18 protein-coding genes are annotated in these 20,182 nt (G+C 65.7%); 17 read left to right on the top strand and 1 reads right to left on the bottom strand.

Annotated elements, in window-relative coordinates; translation table 11 throughout:
- The first annotated feature begins 25 nt into the window (after positions 1-25).
- Genes IBJ82_RS22990 through IBJ82_RS22975 form a run of 4 tightly spaced genes read left to right on the top strand, consistent with a single transcriptional unit; the run spans position 26 to position 4,440 of the window.
- Positions 26-1,297: an aromatic ring-hydroxylating dioxygenase subunit alpha gene (locus IBJ82_RS22990; RefSeq protein WP_194828035.1), complete on the top strand. Its 1,272-nt coding sequence runs from the start codon at positions 26-28 to the stop codon at positions 1,295-1,297.
- Positions 1,294-1,629, top strand: coding sequence for a hypothetical protein (locus IBJ82_RS22985; protein ID WP_194828034.1), 336 nt, complete (start codon positions 1,294-1,296; stop codon positions 1,627-1,629). The genes IBJ82_RS22990 and IBJ82_RS22985 overlap by 4 nt, the downstream gene beginning before the upstream one ends.
- Positions 1,626-2,870 (top strand): amidohydrolase family protein, encoded by a 1,245-nt coding sequence (locus tag IBJ82_RS22980; RefSeq protein WP_194828033.1) that lies wholly within the window; start codon positions 1,626-1,628, stop codon positions 2,868-2,870. The genes IBJ82_RS22985 and IBJ82_RS22980 overlap by 4 nt, the downstream gene beginning before the upstream one ends.
- A 46-nt stretch (positions 2,871-2,916) precedes the next feature.
- Positions 2,917-4,440 carry an aldehyde dehydrogenase gene (locus IBJ82_RS22975; protein ID WP_194828032.1) on the top strand — a complete coding sequence of 508 codons (1,524 nt, stop codon included), beginning with the start codon at positions 2,917-2,919 and terminating at the stop codon, positions 4,438-4,440.
- 23 nt (positions 4,441-4,463) lie between these two features.
- Here the strand turns inward: IBJ82_RS22975 and IBJ82_RS22970 are convergent, their stop codons facing one another.
- Entirely contained in the window at positions 4,464-5,066 is a 603-nt protein-coding gene (locus IBJ82_RS22970) for a TetR/AcrR family transcriptional regulator (protein ID WP_194828031.1), read from the bottom strand.
- Positions 5,067-5,319: 253 nt separating this feature from the next.
- Here IBJ82_RS22970 and IBJ82_RS22965 point away from each other — a divergent pair, with 253 nt between their 5' ends.
- The 13 genes from IBJ82_RS22965 to IBJ82_RS22905 all read left to right on the top strand — a co-directional run bounded on the left by IBJ82_RS22965 (position 5,320) and on the right by IBJ82_RS22905 (position 20,117).
- Positions 5,320-6,444: a spirocyclase AveC family protein gene (locus tag IBJ82_RS22965; RefSeq protein WP_370585469.1), complete on the top strand. Its 1,125-nt coding sequence runs from the start codon at positions 5,320-5,322 to the stop codon at positions 6,442-6,444.
- A gap of 1 nt (position 6,445) precedes the next feature.
- Complete coding sequence (locus IBJ82_RS22960; RefSeq protein ID WP_194828029.1) at positions 6,446-7,261, top strand: CbbQ/NirQ/NorQ/GpvN family protein; 816 nt, start codon at positions 6,446-6,448, stop codon at positions 7,259-7,261.
- Positions 7,258-8,952: a nitric oxide reductase activation protein NorD gene (locus tag IBJ82_RS22955; RefSeq protein ID WP_194828028.1), complete on the top strand. Its 1,695-nt coding sequence runs from the start codon at positions 7,258-7,260 to the stop codon at positions 8,950-8,952. Before IBJ82_RS22960 ends, IBJ82_RS22955 begins: the two co-directional genes overlap by 4 nt.
- 33 nt (positions 8,953-8,985) lie before the next feature.
- Complete coding sequence (locus tag IBJ82_RS22950; protein WP_370585437.1) at positions 8,986-9,825, top strand: MlaE family ABC transporter permease; 840 nt, start codon at positions 8,986-8,988, stop codon at positions 9,823-9,825.
- Entirely contained in the window at positions 9,825-10,679 is an 855-nt protein-coding gene (locus IBJ82_RS22945; protein WP_194828027.1) for an ABC transporter permease, read from the top strand. The genes IBJ82_RS22950 and IBJ82_RS22945 overlap by 1 nt, the downstream gene beginning before the upstream one ends.
- A gap of 4 nt (positions 10,680-10,683) precedes the next feature.
- Positions 10,684-11,931 carry an MlaD family protein gene (locus IBJ82_RS22940; protein WP_194828026.1) on the top strand — a complete coding sequence of 416 codons (1,248 nt, stop codon included), beginning with the start codon at positions 10,684-10,686 and terminating at the stop codon, positions 11,929-11,931.
- A complete protein-coding gene (locus IBJ82_RS22935) occupies positions 11,928-12,965 on the top strand; it encodes an MlaD family protein (protein ID WP_194828025.1) in 1,038 nt (345 codons plus the stop codon). Before IBJ82_RS22940 ends, IBJ82_RS22935 begins: the two co-directional genes overlap by 4 nt.
- 4 nt (positions 12,966-12,969) lie before the next feature.
- The gene (locus IBJ82_RS22930; RefSeq protein WP_194828024.1) at positions 12,970-14,040 is read left to right on the top strand and encodes an MCE family protein; all 1,071 of its coding nucleotides are present in this window, start codon (positions 12,970-12,972) and stop codon (positions 14,038-14,040) included.
- Positions 14,037-15,140: an MCE family protein gene (locus IBJ82_RS22925; protein ID WP_194828023.1), complete on the top strand. Its 1,104-nt coding sequence runs from the start codon at positions 14,037-14,039 to the stop codon at positions 15,138-15,140. The genes IBJ82_RS22930 and IBJ82_RS22925 overlap by 4 nt, the downstream gene beginning before the upstream one ends.
- Positions 15,137-16,237 (top strand): MlaD family protein, encoded by a 1,101-nt coding sequence (locus IBJ82_RS22920; protein WP_194828022.1) that lies wholly within the window; start codon positions 15,137-15,139, stop codon positions 16,235-16,237. The genes IBJ82_RS22925 and IBJ82_RS22920 overlap by 4 nt, the downstream gene beginning before the upstream one ends.
- Positions 16,234-17,496 carry an MlaD family protein gene (locus IBJ82_RS22915; RefSeq protein WP_194828021.1) on the top strand — a complete coding sequence of 421 codons (1,263 nt, stop codon included), beginning with the start codon at positions 16,234-16,236 and terminating at the stop codon, positions 17,494-17,496. The genes IBJ82_RS22920 and IBJ82_RS22915 overlap by 4 nt, the downstream gene beginning before the upstream one ends.
- 18 nt (positions 17,497-17,514) lie before the next feature.
- Positions 17,515-18,522 (top strand): LacI family DNA-binding transcriptional regulator, encoded by a 1,008-nt coding sequence (locus IBJ82_RS22910; RefSeq protein ID WP_194828020.1) that lies wholly within the window; start codon positions 17,515-17,517, stop codon positions 18,520-18,522.
- A gap of 137 nt (positions 18,523-18,659) precedes the next feature.
- Positions 18,660-20,117 (top strand): aldehyde dehydrogenase family protein, encoded by a 1,458-nt coding sequence (locus tag IBJ82_RS22905; RefSeq protein ID WP_056809078.1) that lies wholly within the window; start codon positions 18,660-18,662, stop codon positions 20,115-20,117.
- The last annotated feature ends 65 nt before the right edge of the window (positions 20,118-20,182 follow it).

Genomic DNA, 20,182 nt, shown 5'->3' with positions numbered 1-20,182 from the left:
CGATACAGCCCTTCAGGAGTACATCATGGCTCGTTGGCCCAAACCCGCAGAGGGTAGTTGGACTCAGCACTACCCAGAACTCGGGACCGACCCGATGTCCTACGAGGACTCGATCTCCCCGGAGTTCTTCGAACTCGAACGCGACGCGATCTTCAAACGTGCCTGGCTCAATGTCGGTCGCATCGAACAACTGCCGCGCACCGGCAGCTATTTCACCAGGGAGATCCACGCCGCGCATTCCTCGATCATCCTGGTCCGCGATCGAGACGGCAGCGTCAACGCCTTCCACAACATCTGCCGGCATCGGGGAAACAAGCTGGTGTGGAACGAGTTTCCGCGCGAGGAGACCGCCGGTACGTGTCGTCAGTTCACCTGCAAGTACCACGGCTGGCGTTACGGACTCGACGGCTCGCTGAGTTTCGTGCAGCAGGAAGGCGAGTTCTTCGACCTGGACAAGGACAAGCTCGGGCTCGCGCGCGTGCACTGTGAGGTCTGGTCGGGATTCATCTTCATCAATCTGGCCGCGCAGCCACGTCAGACACTGCGAGAGTTCCTCGGCCCGATGGTGACCGGTCTCGAGGGGTACCCGTTCGACCAGCTGACAGAACGCTATTCCTACCGGGCCGAGGTCGGCGCCAATTGGAAGCTCTACCTGGACGCTTTCCAGGAGTTCTACCACGCACCGATCCTGCACGGTAAGCAGACGCCGGACAATTTCTCCGTCGCCGCGCAGCAGGCCGGATTCGAAGCGCCGCACTACCAGCTCGACGGACCGCACCGGCTGGTCAGCACCTCCGGTGTCGTGACATGGGAACTCGACGCCGCGATGCGTAAACCGATGGAAGACATCACCCGAAGTGGCTTGTTCGGCCCGTGGGATGTCCCGGACCTCGGTCCGATGCCGACCGGACTCAACCCCGCGGGCTGCGAACCCTGGGGGTTGGATTCGTTCCAGCTGTGGCCGAATTTCACCATTCTCATCTGGTCCGGCGGTTGGTATCTCACCTACCAGTACTGGCCGACCTCGCACAATACGCACATCTTCGAGGGCAACCTGTACTTCACGCCCGCGCGCACCCCGCGTGATCGTGTCGCCCATGAAATGGCCGCGGTGACCTTCAAAGAGTACGGGCTGCAGGATTCTTCGACGCTGGAGGCGACGCAGCTCATGCTCGAATCCCGCGCGGTCACCACATTCCAGCTCAACGACCAGGAAATCCTGCTTCGGCACCTGCACAAGGTGGCGGCGGACTGGGTCGGCGACTATCAGCGCGAGGGCACGGAGGCCAAGCGATGAGCATACCCCTGCTGCCGGTCGAGTTCGCCGACCTCGAGCAGTTCGCCTCGGTGTGGTGTCTGCCCTCCGAAACCGAACGCAACGACCAGCGCCTGAATTCCACGATGGCCGACATGCAACGGTTCTACGACGTGATCGCCGCGCGGGCCGAAGACGCGCTCACCTACTGCGACAAGTTCTCGATCGACGATATGCCCGAGGACGCGAAGAACCTGATGTACCTGCTGTATTCGATGATTCAGGTGTCCTTCCCTGTCGAAGTGTGGCGACAGCCACGCATACCCGACACCGGGGCCGCGTCGTTGACCTGTGTCATCGAGCCGAGCCTATGAGCAAGCAGGTCGTCGTGCTGCGTGCCGCGGCGTGGGTCGAAGTCGAGACCGGGCAGCGGCACACGCCGGCGGTGATCGTCGTGGACGGCAACCTGATCACCGCGATCAATCCGGTCGAGGTACCCGCGGGCGCTCAGGTCATCGATCTGGGTGAGCTCACGCTGCTGCCCGGTTTGATGGATATGGAAGTCAATCTGCTCATCGGCGGGCCCGACACTCCCTCGGGGTTGCCGAACCCGATGCACGGTGTGCAAGACGACCCGGTGTATCGCACTTTGCGCGCCACGGTGAATGCCCGCGTCACCCTGCACGCCGGTTTCACCACGGTCCGCAATCTCGGCCTGATGGTGAAGACCGGTGGCTATCTGCTCGACGTGGATCTGCACCGCGCGATCGAACAGGGGTGGGTCGAAGGCCCGCGCATCGTCTCGGCCGGACACGCCATCACACCGACCGGCGGCCACCTCGATCCCACGATGTTTCAGCGTCTCGCCCCGCACATCATGCCGATCTCGGTGGAGGAAGGCCGCGCCAACGGAGTGCCGCAGGTCCGCGAATCTGTGCGTTTCCAAATCAAATACGGTGCCGAGGTCATCAAGATCTCGGCATCGGGCGGGGTGATGTCACACGGCACCGTCGCCGGAGCACAGCAGTATTCCGACGAGGAGCTGGCCGCGATCGTCGACGAAGCGCACCGCGCCGGTGTTCACGTCGCCGCGCACGCCCACGGTGACGCGGGCATCCGCGCCTGTCTGCGGGCCGGGGTCGATTGCATCGAGCACGGTTCGCTCGCCGAGGACGACACCATCGCGCTGATGGTGGAGCAGGGCACGTATCTGGTACCGACGAGTTATCTGTCGGAGGGCCTCGATGTCTCCAAAGCCGCTCCGGCACTGCAGAAGAAGGCCGCCGAGGTCTTTCCGCGGGCACGCGAGACGCTGCGCAAGGCGATCCGTGCCGGGGTCAAGATCGCCTGTGGCACCGACGCGCCCGCGGTTCCGCACGGCCACAACGCCAAAGAACTGTGGGCACTGGTCGACCGCGGCATGACACCGGCGCAGGCGCTGCGCGCGGCCACGGTCACCAGCGCCGAACTGATCGGCGTCGACGACCGTGGGCGGCTGGCACCTGGATTGCTGGCCGACATCATCGCCGTCTCCGGCGACCCCACCGTCGACATCACCACTCTCGACGATGTGCGGTTCGTGATGAAGGACGGCCGCGTCCACAAGAAGCCGTGAAAACCGTTCGCCCGCAACTCGAATGCGCATCAGATCCGAGGTAGCAATGTCGCCACGTCATCAGCTCTATATCGGCGGACAATGGGTCGACCCCGCCGCCGGCGAGACGATCGAGGTGATCTCGCCGCACACCGAGCAGGTCATCGCGCGGGTCGCCGACCCGACGACCGCGGATGTCGATCGTGCGGTCGCGGCCGCACGCGAGGCATTCGACACGGGGCCATGGCCTCGCATGGACCCACAGGCGCGCGTGGCGATCGTCCGCGAGTTGGCGCGGTGTTACCGCGCACGTGAAGACGAACTCGCACAACTGATCACCACCGAAATGGGTGCGCCGATCACCTTCTCGCGCTCGGCGCACGCCAAGCTGCCCGGCATCATGATCAGCGCTTTCGCCGACATCGCCGCCGATTACCACTGGCAGGAGACCAGAGCGGGGTTCCTCGGCCGTGACGTGGTCGTCGGCCACGAACCCGTCGGGGTCGTGGCCGCGATCATTCCTTGGAACATGCCGATGTTCCTGCTCGTGGGGAAGTTGATTCCGGCGCTGCTCGCCGGATGCACGGTGGTACTCAAGCCGTCTCCGGAGACGGCGCTGGACGCGCAGCACATGGCCGAGCTCCTGGATCAGGTCGGGTTGCCCCCCGGGGTGGTCAGCATCTTGCCGGCAGGGCGCGAAGTCGGCCGGTACCTGGTCTCGCATCCGGGTGTGGACAAGGTCTCGTTCACCGGATCCACCGGGGCGGGTAGGCAAGTCGCCGAGGTCTGCGGTGCGGCACTGCGCAGGGTCAGTCTCGAACTCGGCGGCAAATCCGCCGCGGTGGTTCTCGACGACGCCGATCCCGACGCCGTGGCCACCGGCATGATGGTGGCCGGGCTGATGAACAGCGGACAGGCCTGCGTCGCCCAGACCCGGGTGTTGGTCCCCCAGCGCCGTTGCGACGAATTCGTCGACGCGCTGGCGAGTGTGATCGAAAACCTCACGGTCGGAGACCCGTTCGATCCCGCGACCCGGGTCGGTCCGATGGTCTCGCACCGCCAACAGCAGCGAGTTCTGGAGTACATCGACCTGGGGCAGCGCGAAGGTGCCCGTCTACTCGTCGGCGGCACCGACCTGCCCGAGGGCGTCGAGCGCGGCTGGTACGTCCGGCCCACCCTGTTCGCCGACGTGGACAACTCCATGAGGATCGCGCAGGAGGAGATCTTCGGTCCCGTACTGAGCGTGATCGCCTACACCGACGACGAACACGCGCTCCGCCTCGCCAATGACAGCGAGTACGGGCTCTCGGGTTCGGTGTGGTCACCCGACATCGAACGCGCCACGGCGATCGCCCGCCGAGTGCGCGCGGGCACCCTCGGCATCAACGAGCCCTACAGCATGGATCCGGTGGCGCCGTTCGGCGGAGTCAAGAACAGCGGCATCGGCCGCGAGTTCGGAACCGAGGGCCTCGAAGGCTACCTCGACACGGTGTCGCTCTCGATTCGCTCGCAAACGAATGCCCCAGTGCCGCGCAAAGATAGCGGCGCCGCCCGCGCCGGCGCCCCACCGAGCGGAATCCGCAGCTCATGAGCGATCGGGGCAGGGATTCGCGATCAGGGCAGCTTGATGGCCGACATGTACATCTCGAGAATCGGCCCGTAGAGGTCGACGCTGTCGAGTTCGGTGCCGAGCACGACGGAGGGCGTCGTGTGGATGAGCACCCTCGCCATCGTCATCGGCGGGATCAGCGAGGTCGCGCCCAGTCGGTCGAGATTCTCGATGATGAACTGCCCCAACGCTTCTACGGTCTCTTCGCGCCGGACGGCCACCCGTGCCCGAACCTCGGGGTTGCGCAGCAGATACAACGTGAATTCCATACCGAGGGCGGCGTGGTCGGTACCGCGGTCGGCGCCGAGCCGACGCCACAGCTCACCGACTCGGTCCAACTCTTCGGTTCCCACATTCGAAGCCGCCGCCAACACCTCGGTGAAGGTATCGAAGTAGCGCTGCATGTACCGATCGTTCACCCCGAGGAACAGTTCTTCCTTGGTGGCGAAGTGCTTGTAGATCGCGCCTTTGGTGTAGCCGGCGGCATGGGCGATGTCATCGAGTGTTGCCGCTGCGAAACCCTTTTCGGCGAATACTTCTTCGGCAGCCTCCAGGAGCAACCCCCTGGTGTGCTCGAGTCTCCGCTCTCGGGTCCAACGTTCAGCCATACCAGCGATTATGCCACGAATCTAAGAAACCCCCTAGTATCTGAGATTCTCAGTGGTATATTTCTGGACGTACGGATACTTCAGGAGAGTGACCGATGACTCCCTCATCGACTTCCACGGCCATCGCCGATTCCATTCCGAATTTCGAGCGTATCGACGCGCGTCGGATCCCAACAATTGCCCGAGGAGGTGCGCTGTGAGCGGACCGTCGGAGCCGAAAAGGGGCACCACTGTCACCGAGCCGCTCGGCAACGTGGCCACCCTCGGCGCGAAAATTCAGTCCACCAGCAATGCGGTCAAAATCTGGGCCACTCTCGGCGGGTTGATCCTCGCCCTGCAGATATATGTGTGGCTGCGCTGGATCACCGGCCCCAATTTCGAACGGGTGCCCACCGGACCGAGCGATCCGCCGACTTTCATGAAGGTGATTCTCACCGTCTGGACCGCGGTTATCCTGCTCGGTCTGCCGATCGGCATGTATTTCTTCATCATTCGGCCGTGGCTGCGAGAGCGGCGAATAACCCTCGACGGCATGCTGTTCGTGGCCTGCGGCCTGATGTTCTTCCAGGATCCACTGCTGAACTACTTCAATACGTGGAGTACGTACAACACCTGGATGTTCAATATGGGCTCGTGGGTGCAGGACGTGCCGGGCTGGCAATCCTATGGCGAACCAGGCGCCATGATGGCCGAACCGATCCTGATGAACGCACCGGGCTACTCCTACGGCGTCCTGCTGTGCACGATCCTCGGCTGCTGGGTGATGCGAAAGACCAAGCAGCGGTTCCCGAATATCAGCACTATGGGATTGATCGGCGTGCTCCTCGTCTGGACATTCTTCTTCGATCTCATCATCGAAGGTCTGTTTCTTATGCCGATGGGTCTTTTCACCTACCCCGGCGCACTCCAGGCATGGTCGATCAACGCGGGCACCTATTATCAGTGGCCGCTGTATGAAGGACTCATGTGGGGCGGAGTTCAGGCCGGCCTCTGCTCGCTGCGCTATTTCACCGACGACCGTGGCCGGACCATCGTCGAACGTGGCCTGGATCAGATCCATGGCGGATTCGTCAGGCAACAGTTCACGCGCTTCCTCGCGATCTTCGCGGCGGTCAGCACATTCTTCTTCGTGGGCTACAACCTTCCCGCGCAGTTCTTCGCCCTGCACACCGATCCGTGGCCCGAGGATATCCAGAAGCGCTCGTACTTCAACATGGGTATCTGCGGCGAAGGAACCGACCGGCTCTGCCCCCATCCTGATCTGCCGATTCCCTTCCGGCACAGCGGCTACATAGATTCGACCGGCAAACTCGTCTTGCCCGACGGTGCGGAGCTGCCGAAGATCATTCCCTTCGCCGACACCGACAAAGGAAACTGACATGACCAGTCGATCCAGCGCTGTACTCGATGTTCCGCGGTCACCGTTCTACCGTGCGGTCGGTGACGAAGTAGAGGTGTTTCGCGCGGCGGCCGTCGGCGGTCTTCCGCTTCTCCTCAAAGGCCCGACGGGCTGCGGTAAGACCCGCTTCGTGGAAACCATGGCCGCCGAGCTCGGCCGGGAGCTGATCACCGTAGCCGGCCACGAGGACATGACCTCGGCGGACCTGGTGGGCCGTTTCCTGCTCAAGGGCGGCGAAACGGTCTGGGTGGACGGTCCGTTGACGCGGGCCGTGCGGTCGGGCGCCATCTTCTATCTGGACGAGGTCGTGGAGGCGCGCCAGGACACCACCGTGGTGATCCATCCGCTCGCCGATCACCGCCGCGAACTTCCGGTCGACCGGCTCGGGGTGACATTGCCCGCAGCGCCCGGGTTTCAGCTGGTGATCTCCTACAACCCCGGTTACCAGAGCGTCCTGAAGAACCTGAAGGAGTCGACTCGGCAGCGATTCGTCGCTATCGAACTCGGCTTCCCGCCCCCCGAAATCGAGCGCGAGGTAGTCGCCCACGAAGCCGGGGTCGACGAGGAGACCGCGCGGGCACTGGTCGCGGTCGGCAGCGCCATCCGAAACCTGGACAACTCGCCGCTGCGCGAGGTGTCCTCCACCCGGATGCTGATCCTCGCCGGTGGCCTCGTCGCGGGCGGGCTGAACCTGCGCACCGCCGTGCAATCGGCTGTTGTGCAGGCGCTGTCCGATGACGCGGATATCGTTGCCGCCCTCGGCGAACTCGTCGACGCCGTGCTGCCGCGGCCATGATCGACAACGATCCGAGCGGGCCGGAGCGGTACCGGCTCCTCGCCACCTACCTCGCCGGCAGGTCTGTGGGTATCGCAGAGCTGCCGGCGGGCGGGACGCCGTATACGAACGGGCAGATCGTGTTCGTTTCGGGCGACGGTACCGGTACCGAGCAGCGGCGCGAAGTACTCGTGCAGAGCGCGCTGCTCGGTGCCGGGAGCCTGGATCCGGCACTGGTGAGGTCACTGCGGGGGCGTCCCTCGACAGCGCGGCGCTACCTGGCCCTCGAAGGCCATCGCGTGCTCGCCGAACTGGCTGGGCGGCTTCCACTCGCCGCCGGACTCGGCCTCGAGGCAGAACCGAGCACGGCGAGCGCCGCGGAATCACTCGCGGCGGCCAAGGGAAAGCGGAAAGTCGACGAGCCGCCGGAGTGGTTCGGCACCATCAAACCCTCCCAGTTGGTGGCGTCGGATCCTGGTCCGGGCGGACGGGCGACCGACCGAGAGCTGCGCCTGGAATTCGATCTCAGCGAGATACCCGAGGCCGACGACGAGGTCGAGGACAACGTCGAGAAGTCCGAGGAGAGCAAGATTCTCAAACTCTTCGAGAATCCCCTCTTCAGCGGCAAGTCGGTGATGGATTTCTTCCGCAAGACGATGGGCAACTCACGTTCCGACGGTGACGGGCCTGCCGGCGCCGAAGCGCCGGCCAGTGCGGTGCGCCGGGCGCGAATGGTCGGACCGAATGCCCGGCCGCTGCCCACCCGGATCAAGTTCACCGATGCCGACAAGCCCGGCGCTGCCGCGGGCATCGGCGGCGCCCTCTATCCCGAGTGGGACGTCTTCAACGACCGGTACAAACCGGATTGGTGCCGAGTCGTCGATTTCCCGCTGACGGTTCCCACGGATATCTCGGCCGCGCGTGTGCCCGAAGACGATGTGCTCCGACGGCGGCTGGCTCGGGTGGGCCTGGGTCCGAAGGTGCTGCGCGGGCGCCCCGATGGTGACGAGCTCGATATCGAGGCGCTCATCGATCTGTTCGTCGATCTGCGTTCGGGATACTCACGCCCGGAGAACGTGTACCTCGAACACCGCAAGCTCGAGCGCAATCTCGGCGTGATGATCCTGCTCGATGCGTCCGGATCGGCCACCGATGCCGATCTGGCGGGTCTGTCCGTGCACGACCATCAGCGGCGGGCGGCCGCGACCATGGCCGTCACGCTCGAAGAGCTCGGGGACCGTGTCGCGGTGTACGCCTTCCGCTCCGAGGGCCGCCACGCGGTGTACCTGCCCGCGATCAAAACCTTCGATCAGCGGTTCGGCGCCGTCGGACGAGCCAGACTCAATCAGCTTCAGCCCTCGAACTACACCCGGCTGGGTGCAGGCATCCGCGGCGCGGGCGAGATTCTCAAAAACCAAGCGGGTACGCAGAATCGGCTGTTGGTCGTGCTGTCGGACGGCTGTCCCTACGACGGCGGCTACGAGGGTCGCTACGCCGAAGCGGATGCCGCGAAGGCACTCGAGGAGCTGCGCGCCGAGGGCGTGGCCTGCCTGTGCCTGTCCATCGGCTCCACCACGCCCGCCGACGCCCTCGCACGCGTCTTCGGCTCCGCGGGCCATGCCAACGCCGCGACCCTGAGCGAACTGAGCCCGCACATGGACGAACTGTTCCTGTCCTCTCTGCGCGAACTCGCCGCGCCCACACCGCGCTAGCGAGACATCTACACCGGAAAGAGGAGGTTCGCTGTGGAACCCAGCGCATCCGCGGTCACCGAGATCAAGGACTGGTCGAAGCAATACTCCCGGCGACACCCGATCGCCTCGCTACAAACCGTCGGAAGACAGGTCGAACTCGGCCGGGACGCATTCCGCTATCTCGCCACCGACATCGTGGCGCGACGCTTTCCCTTCGACGAATTCGTCGGGCAGGCGGCGTTCATGGTGAAGACATCGCTGCTGCCGACGGTGGCCGTGGCGGTGCCGATCAGTGCGACCCTGTCCATCCAATTCGGTTTGCTGGCAGGACAAGTCGGTGCGACGGCACTGGCCGGTGCCGCGAGCGGCCTGGCCGTGATCCGTCAGTCGGCGCCACTGGTCACCGCGATTCTGCTGGCCGCGGCGGTGGGTTCGGCGCTGTGCGCCGATCTGGGCTCGCGCAAGATCCGCGAGGAGATCGACGCCATGGAGGTGATGGGGGTCTCGGTGTTGCGCAGGCTCGTGGTGCCGCGACTGGCCGCCGGGATCCTCATCGCGATGGCGCTCACCGCAGTCAGCTGTTTCGTCGGGTTTCTGGCCGGCTACCTGTTCAATGTCTATGTCCAGGACGGAACTCCGGGCAGCTACATGGCGACCTTCTCCTCCTTCGCCACTTCCGGTGATCTGTACCTGGCGATGGTCAAGGCCGCGGTGTTCGGCGTGATCGTCGTCGTCATCGCGTGCGAGAAGGGCCTCAACACCCGGGGTGGGCCCGGTGGCGTGGCGAATTCGGTCAATGCCGCCGTGGTGGCTTCGATTGTGGTGCTGATGGTCGTCAACCTCGGATTCACCCAGATCTACACGATGCTGTTCCCGAGGACGACCCTGTAATGGCCAGCGTTTATCGCCCTCCCGGAGTGCGAGTCGCGCTCAGTGTGGCGGCCGGGCCGTGGCACGGTGTCATCCGATTCGGGCACATGTTCACCTTTTTCGTGCGCGCGGTGGTCTCCATACCCGTGGCCCTGCGCCACTACAGCCGCGAATCCCTGCGCATCCTGTCCGATGTGACCTGGGGCAACGGCTCGCTCATCGTCGGTGGCGGAACGGCGGGAGTGATGATCATCCTGGGCGCCGCCGCAGGCGGGATCGTCGGCATCGAGGGCTTCAACGCGTTGAAGCTGCTCGGCATGGAGCCCGCGACCGGAATGATCGCCGCGACCGCGGCGACTCGTGAACTCGCTCCGATCATGGCTTCGATCGCCTTCGCCGCGCAGGCTGGGTGCCGGTTCACCGCACAGCTCGGCGCGATGCGGATCGCCGAGGAGATCGACGCCCTCGACGCGATCGCGATCCGCCCGGTCCCCTTCCTGGTCTCGACGCGGTTGATCGCCTCGATCGTGGCGATCATCCCCTTGTACCTGGCCGCGCTGGCCGCGGACTACCTCGCCGTCGAACTGTTCGTCGGGCTCGTCGGCGGACAATCGTTCGGAACCTACGCCCACTATTTCGACCTGGTGCTCAGCGGCACCGACGTCGTGTACTCGCTGCTGAAGGCGATCGTGTTCGTCACCATCACCACCACGATCCAGTGCTACTTCGGCTACTACGCGCGCGGCGGGCCGCAAGGGGTCGGTGTCGCGGCCGGTCGGGCGATGCGCGCGAGCATCACCGTGATGATCTCGGTGAATTTGTTGATGACGTTGGCGCTGTGGGGTTTCGACGCCGGCTCCAGGATCAGTGGGTAGTGCGATGTCGATAGTGTTCGAATCCGACGACAGGCACCTGAGCAACACCAAGTTGTTCGTGCGTGGGATGGCCGCGCTGACTGTCGTTGTCGCCACCGTCGCGGTGATGGTCGCCCGTTCGGAAGGCGCGTTCGCGGAGACGGTCGCGGTCACCGCGTTGCTCGTCGACGTCGGTGACGGGTTGCCGAAACGATCCGATGTCAAATATCACGGCGTGCTGGTCGGGTCAGTGCAGGATGTGGTTGCCTCGGACGGCACCCGCCCCAACAAGGTTCACATCGAGCTGATCCCCGCGCACGCCGCCGCGATTCCGGCGACGGTGACGGCGCGCGTCGTCCCGAGCAACGTGTTCGCGGTGCCCTCGGTCCAGCTCATCGACAACGGACCGGGCCCCGCGTTGAGGCCGGGAGCGTCGATACCGGAGGACCACAGCCGGGCCAGCGTGCAGTTGCAGACCTCGCTCACCGCGTTGAGTCGCATCGTCGACGCCGTGGGACGCCCCGACGCCGATCCCACCGTAGGGATCTTGGAGACCGTCGAACGAGCGACCCGTGGCCGCGGCGCGGACGCGCTGTCAGCCGCCGCCCAGCTCGCCCGCATCGTCCGGGCCTACCAGGGCGAATTGTCGGGCGTCGACGACTCCCCCGCGCTGCTCACCGGGCTGTCGGAGGCTGTGCAGGGACTCCAGGAATCGGCACCCGATCTGCTCGCCGCGCTACACAGCGCGGTCGGGCCGATGCGCAGCGTCGCCGAGCAGCGAGTCCGATTGACCGAACTGCTCACCGGCGGCATCGCGACCACTGAAACGGTCGGCACCGCACTGAACAACCGGACCGAGACCATCATCGACCTCAACTCCAGACTGGGCCCCGTGCTGCAGATACTCGCCGCGGGCAGCGGCAACTTCGTCCAGATGACGACCTCGCAGACGCGGATCGCGCACGTGTTCGCGCACGACTTCTGGCAACCCGACACCCAGACCGGCACCGCCAAAGTGATCGTCGAACTCACTCCGCACAAGCAATACACCCGGACCGACTGTCCCCGCTACGGCGAACTGGCCGGTGCGAGCTGCGAGAACGGACCCGCTGCGGGCCCACCGGTGATCGGCGCGGCCGACCAACCGGTGCACACGCTCACGCAGCGCGAAATTCTGGCCGAAAGCCTCGGTCTGCCAAAAGAAGCCGCCGGCCTCGCCGAGCTGTTCGGTCTGACTGTGCCCGCCCCACCAGCCGTCGGAGAACCACGGTGAAACGTAGACGCGACCTCGCCGGACTGACCGCTTTTCTGCTCGTCTCCGCGCTGCTGATCTGGATGGTCCGGGTGACCCTGCAACGCGATGTCACCGGTGACACACACTCCTATTCCGCCGTGTTCAGCGATGTCTCGGGATTGCGTGTCGGCGACGACGTACGGATCGCCGGAGTACAGGTGGGCCGGGTCGACTCCATCGACATCCTCGGCCCACACGCCGAGGTCGACTTCCGGATCCAGCGAGGTCAGCCCGTGTACGGCAACACCATCGCCTCGGTCATCTATCAGAATCTGATCGGGCAGCGCTACCTCGGGCTGAGCAGAGCCGAATCCGGCGATCCGGCGCCCCTGGCGCCCGGTGCGCGGATCCCGCTCGATCGCACCGAACCGTCTTTCGATCTGTCGGGGTTGCTCAACGGATTCCAGCCGTTGTTCAGCGCCCTCGACCCCGCAGACGTCGACAATCTGACCTCCGCGTTGATCCGAGCCCTCCAGGGCGACGACGGCGCGGTCGCAGCACTGATCACCGAGACCGCGACCCTGGTGCAGTCCTTCGCCGGACCCGACCAGATCCTCGGCGCGCTGATCGACAATCTGTCAGCGGTGATGACCACGTTGGCCGGGCAGAGCGCCGGGCTTCAGACGACTTTCACCCAGACCCGCAAAATCTTCGACGCACTCGAATCCCGCCGCGACACGCTGCTGGACCAGACCGCGCAGATCTCCACCGTCGTCTCCGACGCCGCCGCTGTCATCGACGGCGCAGGCCCGTCGCTGACGGAGTTCATGAACCGCGAACCCGGCTTCGCGCGTCATTTCGTCGACGGCAAGGAACGTTTCGCGTTCCTCGGCTTCAATCTCCCGCAGCTGTTCCAGTCGATGATCCGGGCCACCGACGCCGGCGCTTTCGTCAACGCCTATGTCTGCGATATCAGTTTCAGCATCATCCCGGGCATCGATCCCGTGATCGCGCAGATCCTCGGCGGCGCCTCCCCGACCGGCCGACCCCAGCACTCCGCGATCTGTAGGTAGGACCATGAAGAAACCACTGCGCACCCTCTCGAATCTGTTGCCACGCCCGGGCGCCGCCGGTTCCGGCGCGATCGCCACCGACAAATCGCTACGGACCGGCCTCATCGCCGTGCTCTCCGTCGTGCTGGTGCTGCTCGTGCTGGTGCTGATCAACTCGCTACACCTCGGCACACGCACTGTGCGAGCCGATTTCGCGCAGGCCGCGGGGATCGCCGCCGGTGATCCGGTGACGTGGGCAGGCATTCCCGTCGGCACGGTGACCAGCACACGGCTCGCCGGCGACCATGTCGAGGTGAGCTTGTCGGTCGACGACGAGGTCACCCTGGGCGCCGATGCCGCGGCCGCGATCAAACTGACCACGCTGCTCGGCTCGCGCTATGTCGAGTTGACCTCGTCCGGCAACGGCGAACTGCGCGACGGTCGGATTCCGTTGTCCCAGACCACCGTCCCCTACGACCTCGAGACCGCTCTGCAGGACGCGACCACCACTTTCGACGAACTCGACGCCGACCAGATCGCCGCGTCGATGACATCGCTGTCGCGTGGGCTCGACGGCGTGCCGTCGCTGGTCCCGGGCATCCTGCGCGACATTCGGTCCCTGTCGAACGTCATCGCGACCCGACGCGACCAGATCGGCACCCTGCTCACCAGTACCGACCAGGTCAGCACCGTGATCCGCACCCAGCAAGCCGAACTCGGCTCGGTGGTGGGGCAGGGCGGCACCGTGCTGCGGCAGATCCTCGCCCGTCAGGACGCACTGCGTCGACTGCTCGACGCGACCACCACCCTGGTCCAGCGACTCGAACCGATCGTGGTCGGTGAGAACGCCGAAATCGAACAACTGCTGACCGACCTGCGCGACATGACCGCGATGATGGCGGACCACGACGACCTGCTGCGCAGCATCTTGCAGATCCTTCCCGTCCCCTGGCGCATGTTCGCCAATGCCACCGGGACCGGCGCGGAACTGAACGCCAACGCCCCCGACGGCGCTTTCGTCGACTCGTGGATGTGCGCGTTGAGTGCCGTCGCCGTCGAGTCCGGCCGAGCTCCCTATCTCCAGGACTGCCGATGAACACACTGCTGTCCAGCCTGAAACTGGCCGCGATCGTCGTGACCGCCGCCTGCCTGACCAGTTGTTCGGTCGGGTCCGACACGGGAACCACCACCATCACCGCCGAATTCGCCAATGCCAACGGCCTGTACGAGGGCAACCCGGTTTCGGTGCTCGGAATGCGCGTCGGGCGCATCGTTTCGATCGAGGCCCGCGGCACCGAGGTCGAAGTCGAGATGAGAATCGACAGCTCGATCCAGCTGCCCGCCGATGTGCAGGCCGTCACGATCTCGGACTCGTTGCTCACCGACCGCCACATCGAGCTCACCCCGGTCTACCGCGGCGGGCCGACGTTGCCATCGGGAGCCGTGCTCGATCTGGCGCGGACGAAGTCGCCGGTCGAGTTCGATGCCCTGCTGTCGATGGCGCAGAAGTTGTCCACCTCACTGGGTGGTGACGGCAACGGCGCGGGCCCGGTCGCCGACCTGATCGACCTGGGGTCCGCCGCGACCCGAGGCAACGGCGACGACATGCGGGCCGCGCTCGGTGAGCTCTCCCGGGCACTGCAACTGGGTGAAGACAACGGGGCCGCCACCCGCAATGCGATCACCACCGTCGTCACCAACCTCGACGAGCTGACCGCGGCCGCGGCGCGCAATGATCAGACGCTGCGCGAATTCGGCGGCGCCGTAGCGCAACTCAGCGATTTCCTGGCCGATCAACAGCTGGGAACCGGCTCGACCGGCGCGGCGCTGAACCGGATCATCGGCCAGGTCACCGAGCTGCTCCGGCGCCACCAGGGCACCATTTCCGGTCTCGTCACCAACGCGAACACCGTGACCGGTTCCCTGGCAGCCTACGACTACAACCTCGCCCAGTTCCTCGACGTGTTCCCGATGGTCGTCGACAACGCCTACAACTCCGTCGACCCGAATGTCCGCGCGCTGCGCGCCGGTGTGGATGTCAACCGGCTGCTGCTCGACGGCCAAATGGTCAAGGAGGTCTGCAATCTGCTGCAACTGCAGAACCACGGCTGCGCTACCGGCACCATGCGCGACATGGGACCGGATTTCGGTATCACCGCCATCCTGGCGGGAATCGCGGGAAGGAGCGGTCGATGACACCTCGGAACCGGACAGTGCTCAGGCTCGGGGTCGCCGTCGCGCTCACCTTGTCGGCCACCGGATGTGCCGTGGGGCTCGACCAACTGCCACTGCCCACGCCGGGGCTCGGTGGCGACACCTACACACTCACCGCGACCTTCTCCAACGCCCTCAACCTGCCTGTCAAGGCGAAGGTCACGCTCAACGGCGCCGACATCGGCCAGGTCGAGTCGATGTCCGCCCGCGACTACACGGCTGAGGTGACGATGCGCATCACCTCGTCGGTACGGCTGCCCGTCGGCACGTCGGCCCAGTTGAGATCCGCTACACCGATGGGCGATGTCTTCGTGGCGATGAAGCCGCCGCCGACCGTCGAGCCCGGCACCGCCATGCTCGACGACGGCGGCGCGATCGCGCTGGACTCGACCTCGGCGGCCTCGACGATCGAGGAAATGCTCACTCGCGCATCACTTCTGGTCAACGGCGGCACGATCCAATACCTCACCACGGTCGTCGCCGCGCTCAGCGAACACGTCGGGGGCCGCGGCGACCGGCTCGCCGCGCTGCTCGACGAGACCCGAGCACTGCTGGGCAGCCTCGCCGACCGCACCGACCAGATCAACGGCGTTCTGTACGCCGCGGCCGATCTCAGCGGGACCGTGGCCGCCCAGCAGGCCACGCTCGCCGACACCGTCGCCGCGGCCGGACCAGCCATCGAAGTCCTCGCCGAGAACACCGACTCGGTGATCACGCTGGTGGATCGCGTGCACACGATCGCCACCCAGCTCGCCCGGTTCCCCAGTGTCGCCGGCACCAACAATACGAGCATGGCCGCCAACATCAACCAATTGGCCGCGGGACTCAACGCCGCGGCCCTCAATCCCGAGGCCGACCTCGACACGGTGAACGACATGATCAAGATCGTGCTCAAGATGATCAGCGGCCCCAACGGGCACGTCGCGGTCGACGTCACCCAGCTGGCGATTCCCGATCCCGCGAATCCGGGCGGACTCGGCGGCAGGGCTCCGGATATCACCGACTGGACCGCCTTCGTCGGCTCGCTCCAACACATGATCGATCGGCTGGGCGGTCGGCTGATAGGAGCACCACGATGACCCCGCGAAGCATGATCGAGCCACCGGCCCGCGTACTCGTCGAGGTCGTCCGCACCGCGCATCGGCATCGGTCCGCTGTCTCGTTGCTCGGATTGCTCGTCGTTCTCACCGGCGCCTGTTCGCACCTGCTGCTGTCCACCTTCGGCGTCGATCCACTCGATAACCCGTATCGGGTGAGAGTCGAACTCGCTCAGTCGGGCGGGTTGCTGCCCGGCCAGGAAGTCACCGTGCGTGGTGTGCGCGTCGGGCGCGTCGACTCGGTCGAGGTGGTGAACGAGAAGGTGGTCGCCGTCGCCGCTATCGATGAAGATGTTCGGATCTCGGTGTCGGGGCAGGTGCGCGCCGCGGCACTGTCCGCGGCCGGCGAGCAGTATCTCGATTTCCTGCCCGCGAGCAACGAGGGCCCTTATCTGAGCGACGGCGCGCTGGTCACCGCCGACCGCACCTCCACCCCGGTACCGATGTCGGACATGCTGCAAAGCCTCAGCGGCACCCTCGCCCAGATCGCTCCCGACCGGCTCGCGACCATCTCGCGGGAACTGGGTGTCGGTCCGGCGGGCCCCGACAAACTGGCGGCGATCATCGACGGCGGCACGTTCCTCATCTCCACGCTCGACACCGTGCTGCCGAACACCGTGAACCTGCTGCGTAACAGCCGAGTCGTGGTCGCGACCCTGCACGACGGGCGCACTACGCTGCGGTCGACGTCGGCGAATCTCGCGGGCGTGCTCGGCGGCATGGCGTCGATGACCGGCGGCTACGAACAGCTGCTCGCGCAGACACCGCCGATGCTGACCGAGCTCGACACCATCCTCGCGCAGAACTCTCCGACCATGGTGCAGTTGCTGGGCAACCTCGTCACCGTCTCGCAGGTCGCCTATTCCCGGATCCCCGCGCTCGACGAGTTCTTCTTTCCCCGCCAACGCGCCGGATCGGCTCTCGATGCGGTGGCCTCGGCGTTCCACGACGGCGGAGTCTGGGCGCTGGCCAGCATCTACCCCCGCTACGCCTGCGACTACAACGTGCCACGGCGTCCCGGCTCCGTCCCCGATTACGCGTATCCCTACGTCAACGCGGACTGCACCGACCAGGATCCCACACTCATGCCGCGCGGCGCGCGCAACGCTCCGCGCCCGGCGAACGACCCCGTTCGCGCCGCACCGCCCACCGACCCCCTGCAGACCGCCGAGCAGGCCCCGGTGGGACCGCAGACCGTTCCCACTCCGTACGGCGGCCCCTACACGCCAGGTCCACGGTGACGGTGCCATCATGAGTCCATGGCCGCTCCCGTTCCCGATCGTGACGCGACGAACGTCGGGAAAAGCGCGCGGCCCACCCACGCCGACGTAGCCCGGCTGGCGAACGTGTCGACCGCGACCGTCAGCTACGTCCTGAACAACTCCGCGGGCAAACGGATCTCCGCACGCACCAGAGAAGCGGTCTACCGTGCCGCCGGACAACTCGGCTATCGCCCCAATGTCGCCGCGCGTAATCTCGCGCGTGGCGGGAGCGGGGTGGTGCTCTCCGTGCTGCCACGGGTCGCGGTGGGCGACATGCCGATTCAGGCGGGCAGCCTGATGGCCACCGCACTGGCACAGCACGGTTTGCTCCAGGTGCAGATCTTCGAGACCGAGGACCACGAGCGAGTCATCGACGCGATCGACAATCTCGATCCGATCGCGGTAGTGAGCCTGTTCCCGTTGAGCAGTGACGCACGCGGCAAGGTGCGGGCCGCGAAGGTCCCCTTGATCGAGATCGGGCTGCTGCCCGCGCTCGGCGATCCCTTGCTCACTGTCGGGGCGTTGCGCGTCGATCACCTGGTCTCGCGTGGGCACCACAGGATCGCGTTCGGACGCACCGACGTCGCCAAATGGCGTGCCCTCGGCGACTATTGGCTCCAGGGAATCGTCGACGCCGCGCGTGCGCACGACCTGCCGCCGATCACGGTGGACGAGGTCACCGCGAGCAGCGCGGCCGAGGTGGTCACCGGCTGGGTACGCGACGGAGTGACCGCGGTCTGCGCGCAGAGCGACGAGATCGCGGGTCTGGTGTTGCACGGTCTCCGGGAGGCTGGTTTGCGCTGCCCGCACGACCTCGCCGTGATCGGCATCGACGCCAATCCCATGGGGGCGCTGTGTGATCCGCCGCTGACCACGGTGGAGTACAACCCCGCCGCAGTCGCCGACGCCGCGATCGCCGCTGTCCTCACCGAACTGGGATATCCGGCACCGCCCGCTCCCCAGCCGACCGATGTCGCCCACCTGATCGTGCGGGCCTCCACCTAGCTTCCCGGTTCCTCACCAGAGGCCGTTCGGGGTCTGGACACCCCGATGGTTATGCGCTTAACCTAGCGACGACGGTGGATTGCGCGTACCGAATCCGTTGCGCTCGAGAACACCGCTGACACGCGAGGAGCTACACCATGACCGTGCAGAATGTGCTGGACGAAATCCGCAACCGACCGGGCACCGGAGACGCGATCCCCGTCGTCGATCCCGTCACCGAGGAACAGCTCACCGAATTCACCGACGGCGGCGCCGAAGCCGTCGACGACGCCGTCGCACGGGCGAAAGCGGCGTCGAAATCCGGCATCTGGAAGAACCTGGCGGGCAGCGAGAAGGCCAAGATCCTCTGGCGCGTCGCGGATCTGATCGACGAGAACACCGAGTTGCTCGCCGACCTCGAATCGGCCAACGCCGGAATCCCACAGAACCAGGCCGCGCTCACCGTTGGCATCGGTTCGGAATGGTTCCGCTACTACGCCGGTTGGTGCACCAAGATCGACGGCATCGCTCACGACGTGAACGCCGGCGGGCTCACCGGCGTGGAATCGCGACAGCACGGCTACACCCTCAAGGAGCCCTACGACGTTGTGGGGCTGATCTTCCCGTGGAACGGGCCGGTCTTCAACTACTGTGCCAAGGTCGCTCCCTCCCTCGCGGCCGGGTGCAGCAGCGTGGTGAAACCCGCCGAGGAGACTCCGCTTTCGGCGCTGGTACTCGACCGGCTCCTGGCCCAGGCCGGCGTACCGGAGGGCGTGGTCAATCTGGTCAACGGCCACGGACACACCACCGGCGCGGCGATCACCGCGCACCCGGACGTGGACAAGGTCGCCTTCACCGGCTCCACCGAAGTCGGCCGGGCGATCGTGCAAGCCTCGGCGGCGAGCAACCTCAACAAGATCACCCTCGAACTCGGCGGCAAATCACCGGTGCTGATCTTCGACGACGCCGATCTCGATATGGCGATCATGATGGCCGGATTCGGCGCCTTCGTACATTCGGGCCAGGCGTGTGTGTGCGGTTCGCGCGTCTTCGTGCAGCGCGGCTCCTACGAAAAGGTCGTGGCGGGCATCGCGAACCTGGCCGACAACATGAAGATGGGTGGGCCCAAGGAAGAGGGCACCATGGCCGGCCCGCTGATCAGCGCCAAGCAGCTCACTCGGGTATTGGGTTATGTCGATCAGGGCAAATCCGAGGGCGTCGAGTTCGTGGCCGGCGGTCAGCGTCTCGATCGAACCGGGTACTTCGTGCACCCCACCGTGGCCACCGGTGTCGACCCCGCCACCAGCCGCCTCTACCGCGAGGAGATCTTCGGCCCGATCGTCACGATCCTGCCTTTCGACACCGAAGAGGAGGTCGTCGCGATGGCCAACGACAGCACCTACGGCCTGGCCGCCACTGTCTGGACCAAGGACCTCGGCCGCGGACATCGACTGGCCAAACAGCTGCAAGCCGGCACCGTCTCGTTGAACTGCCAGATGGTGTTCGACCACTCGATGCCCTTCGGCGGGTACAAGCAGTCGGGCTGGGGCTACGAAGCAGGCAAGGCGGGGCTCGAGGCCTACCTGCAGACCAAGACTGTGTGGGCGCAAATGTAGCTATCGAATATTGCCATGCGCATCTTGTGAGAATATGATTCTCATAACCCAACAAGGAGGCTCTC

Origin of the sequence: Nocardia sp. XZ_19_231 (assembly GCF_015355705.1) — a bacterium.
Lineage (GTDB): Bacteria > Actinomycetota > Actinomycetes > Mycobacteriales > Mycobacteriaceae > Nocardia > Nocardia salmonicida.
Note: the sequence above shows the minus strand (reverse complement) of the source record. Positions and strands in the feature narration are given on the sequence as shown.

What these genes read in the sequence shown, in the direction of transcription:
- IBJ82_RS22905 (WP_056809078.1), top strand. Translation starts at nt 18,660, where the DNA reads ATGACCGTGCAGAATGTGCTGGACGAAATCCGCAACCGACCGGGCACC.
- IBJ82_RS22990 (WP_194828035.1), top strand. Translation starts at nt 26, where the DNA reads ATGGCTCGTTGGCCCAAACCCGCAGAGGGTAGTTGGACTCAGCACTAC.
- IBJ82_RS22970 (WP_194828031.1), bottom strand. Translation starts at nt 5,066, where the DNA reads ATGGCTGAACGTTGGACCCGAGAGCGGAGACTCGAGCACACCAGGGGG.
- IBJ82_RS22985 (WP_194828034.1), top strand. Translation starts at nt 1,294, where the DNA reads ATGAGCATACCCCTGCTGCCGGTCGAGTTCGCCGACCTCGAGCAGTTC.
- IBJ82_RS22925 (WP_194828023.1), top strand. Translation starts at nt 14,037, where the DNA reads ATGAACACACTGCTGTCCAGCCTGAAACTGGCCGCGATCGTCGTGACC.
- IBJ82_RS22955 (WP_194828028.1), top strand. Translation starts at nt 7,258, where the DNA reads ATGATCGACAACGATCCGAGCGGGCCGGAGCGGTACCGGCTCCTCGCC.
- IBJ82_RS22915 (WP_194828021.1), top strand. Translation starts at nt 16,234, where the DNA reads ATGACCCCGCGAAGCATGATCGAGCCACCGGCCCGCGTACTCGTCGAG.
- IBJ82_RS22960 (WP_194828029.1), top strand. Translation starts at nt 6,446, where the DNA reads ATGACCAGTCGATCCAGCGCTGTACTCGATGTTCCGCGGTCACCGTTC.
- IBJ82_RS22910 (WP_194828020.1), top strand. Translation starts at nt 17,515, where the DNA reads ATGGCCGCTCCCGTTCCCGATCGTGACGCGACGAACGTCGGGAAAAGC.
- IBJ82_RS22975 (WP_194828032.1), top strand. Translation starts at nt 2,917, where the DNA reads ATGTCGCCACGTCATCAGCTCTATATCGGCGGACAATGGGTCGACCCC.
- IBJ82_RS22980 (WP_194828033.1), top strand. Translation starts at nt 1,626, where the DNA reads ATGAGCAAGCAGGTCGTCGTGCTGCGTGCCGCGGCGTGGGTCGAAGTC.
- IBJ82_RS22930 (WP_194828024.1), top strand. Translation starts at nt 12,970, where the DNA reads ATGAAGAAACCACTGCGCACCCTCTCGAATCTGTTGCCACGCCCGGGC.
- IBJ82_RS22920 (WP_194828022.1), top strand. Translation starts at nt 15,137, where the DNA reads ATGACACCTCGGAACCGGACAGTGCTCAGGCTCGGGGTCGCCGTCGCG.
- IBJ82_RS22945 (WP_194828027.1), top strand. Translation starts at nt 9,825, where the DNA reads ATGGCCAGCGTTTATCGCCCTCCCGGAGTGCGAGTCGCGCTCAGTGTG.
- IBJ82_RS22940 (WP_194828026.1), top strand. Translation starts at nt 10,684, where the DNA reads ATGTCGATAGTGTTCGAATCCGACGACAGGCACCTGAGCAACACCAAG.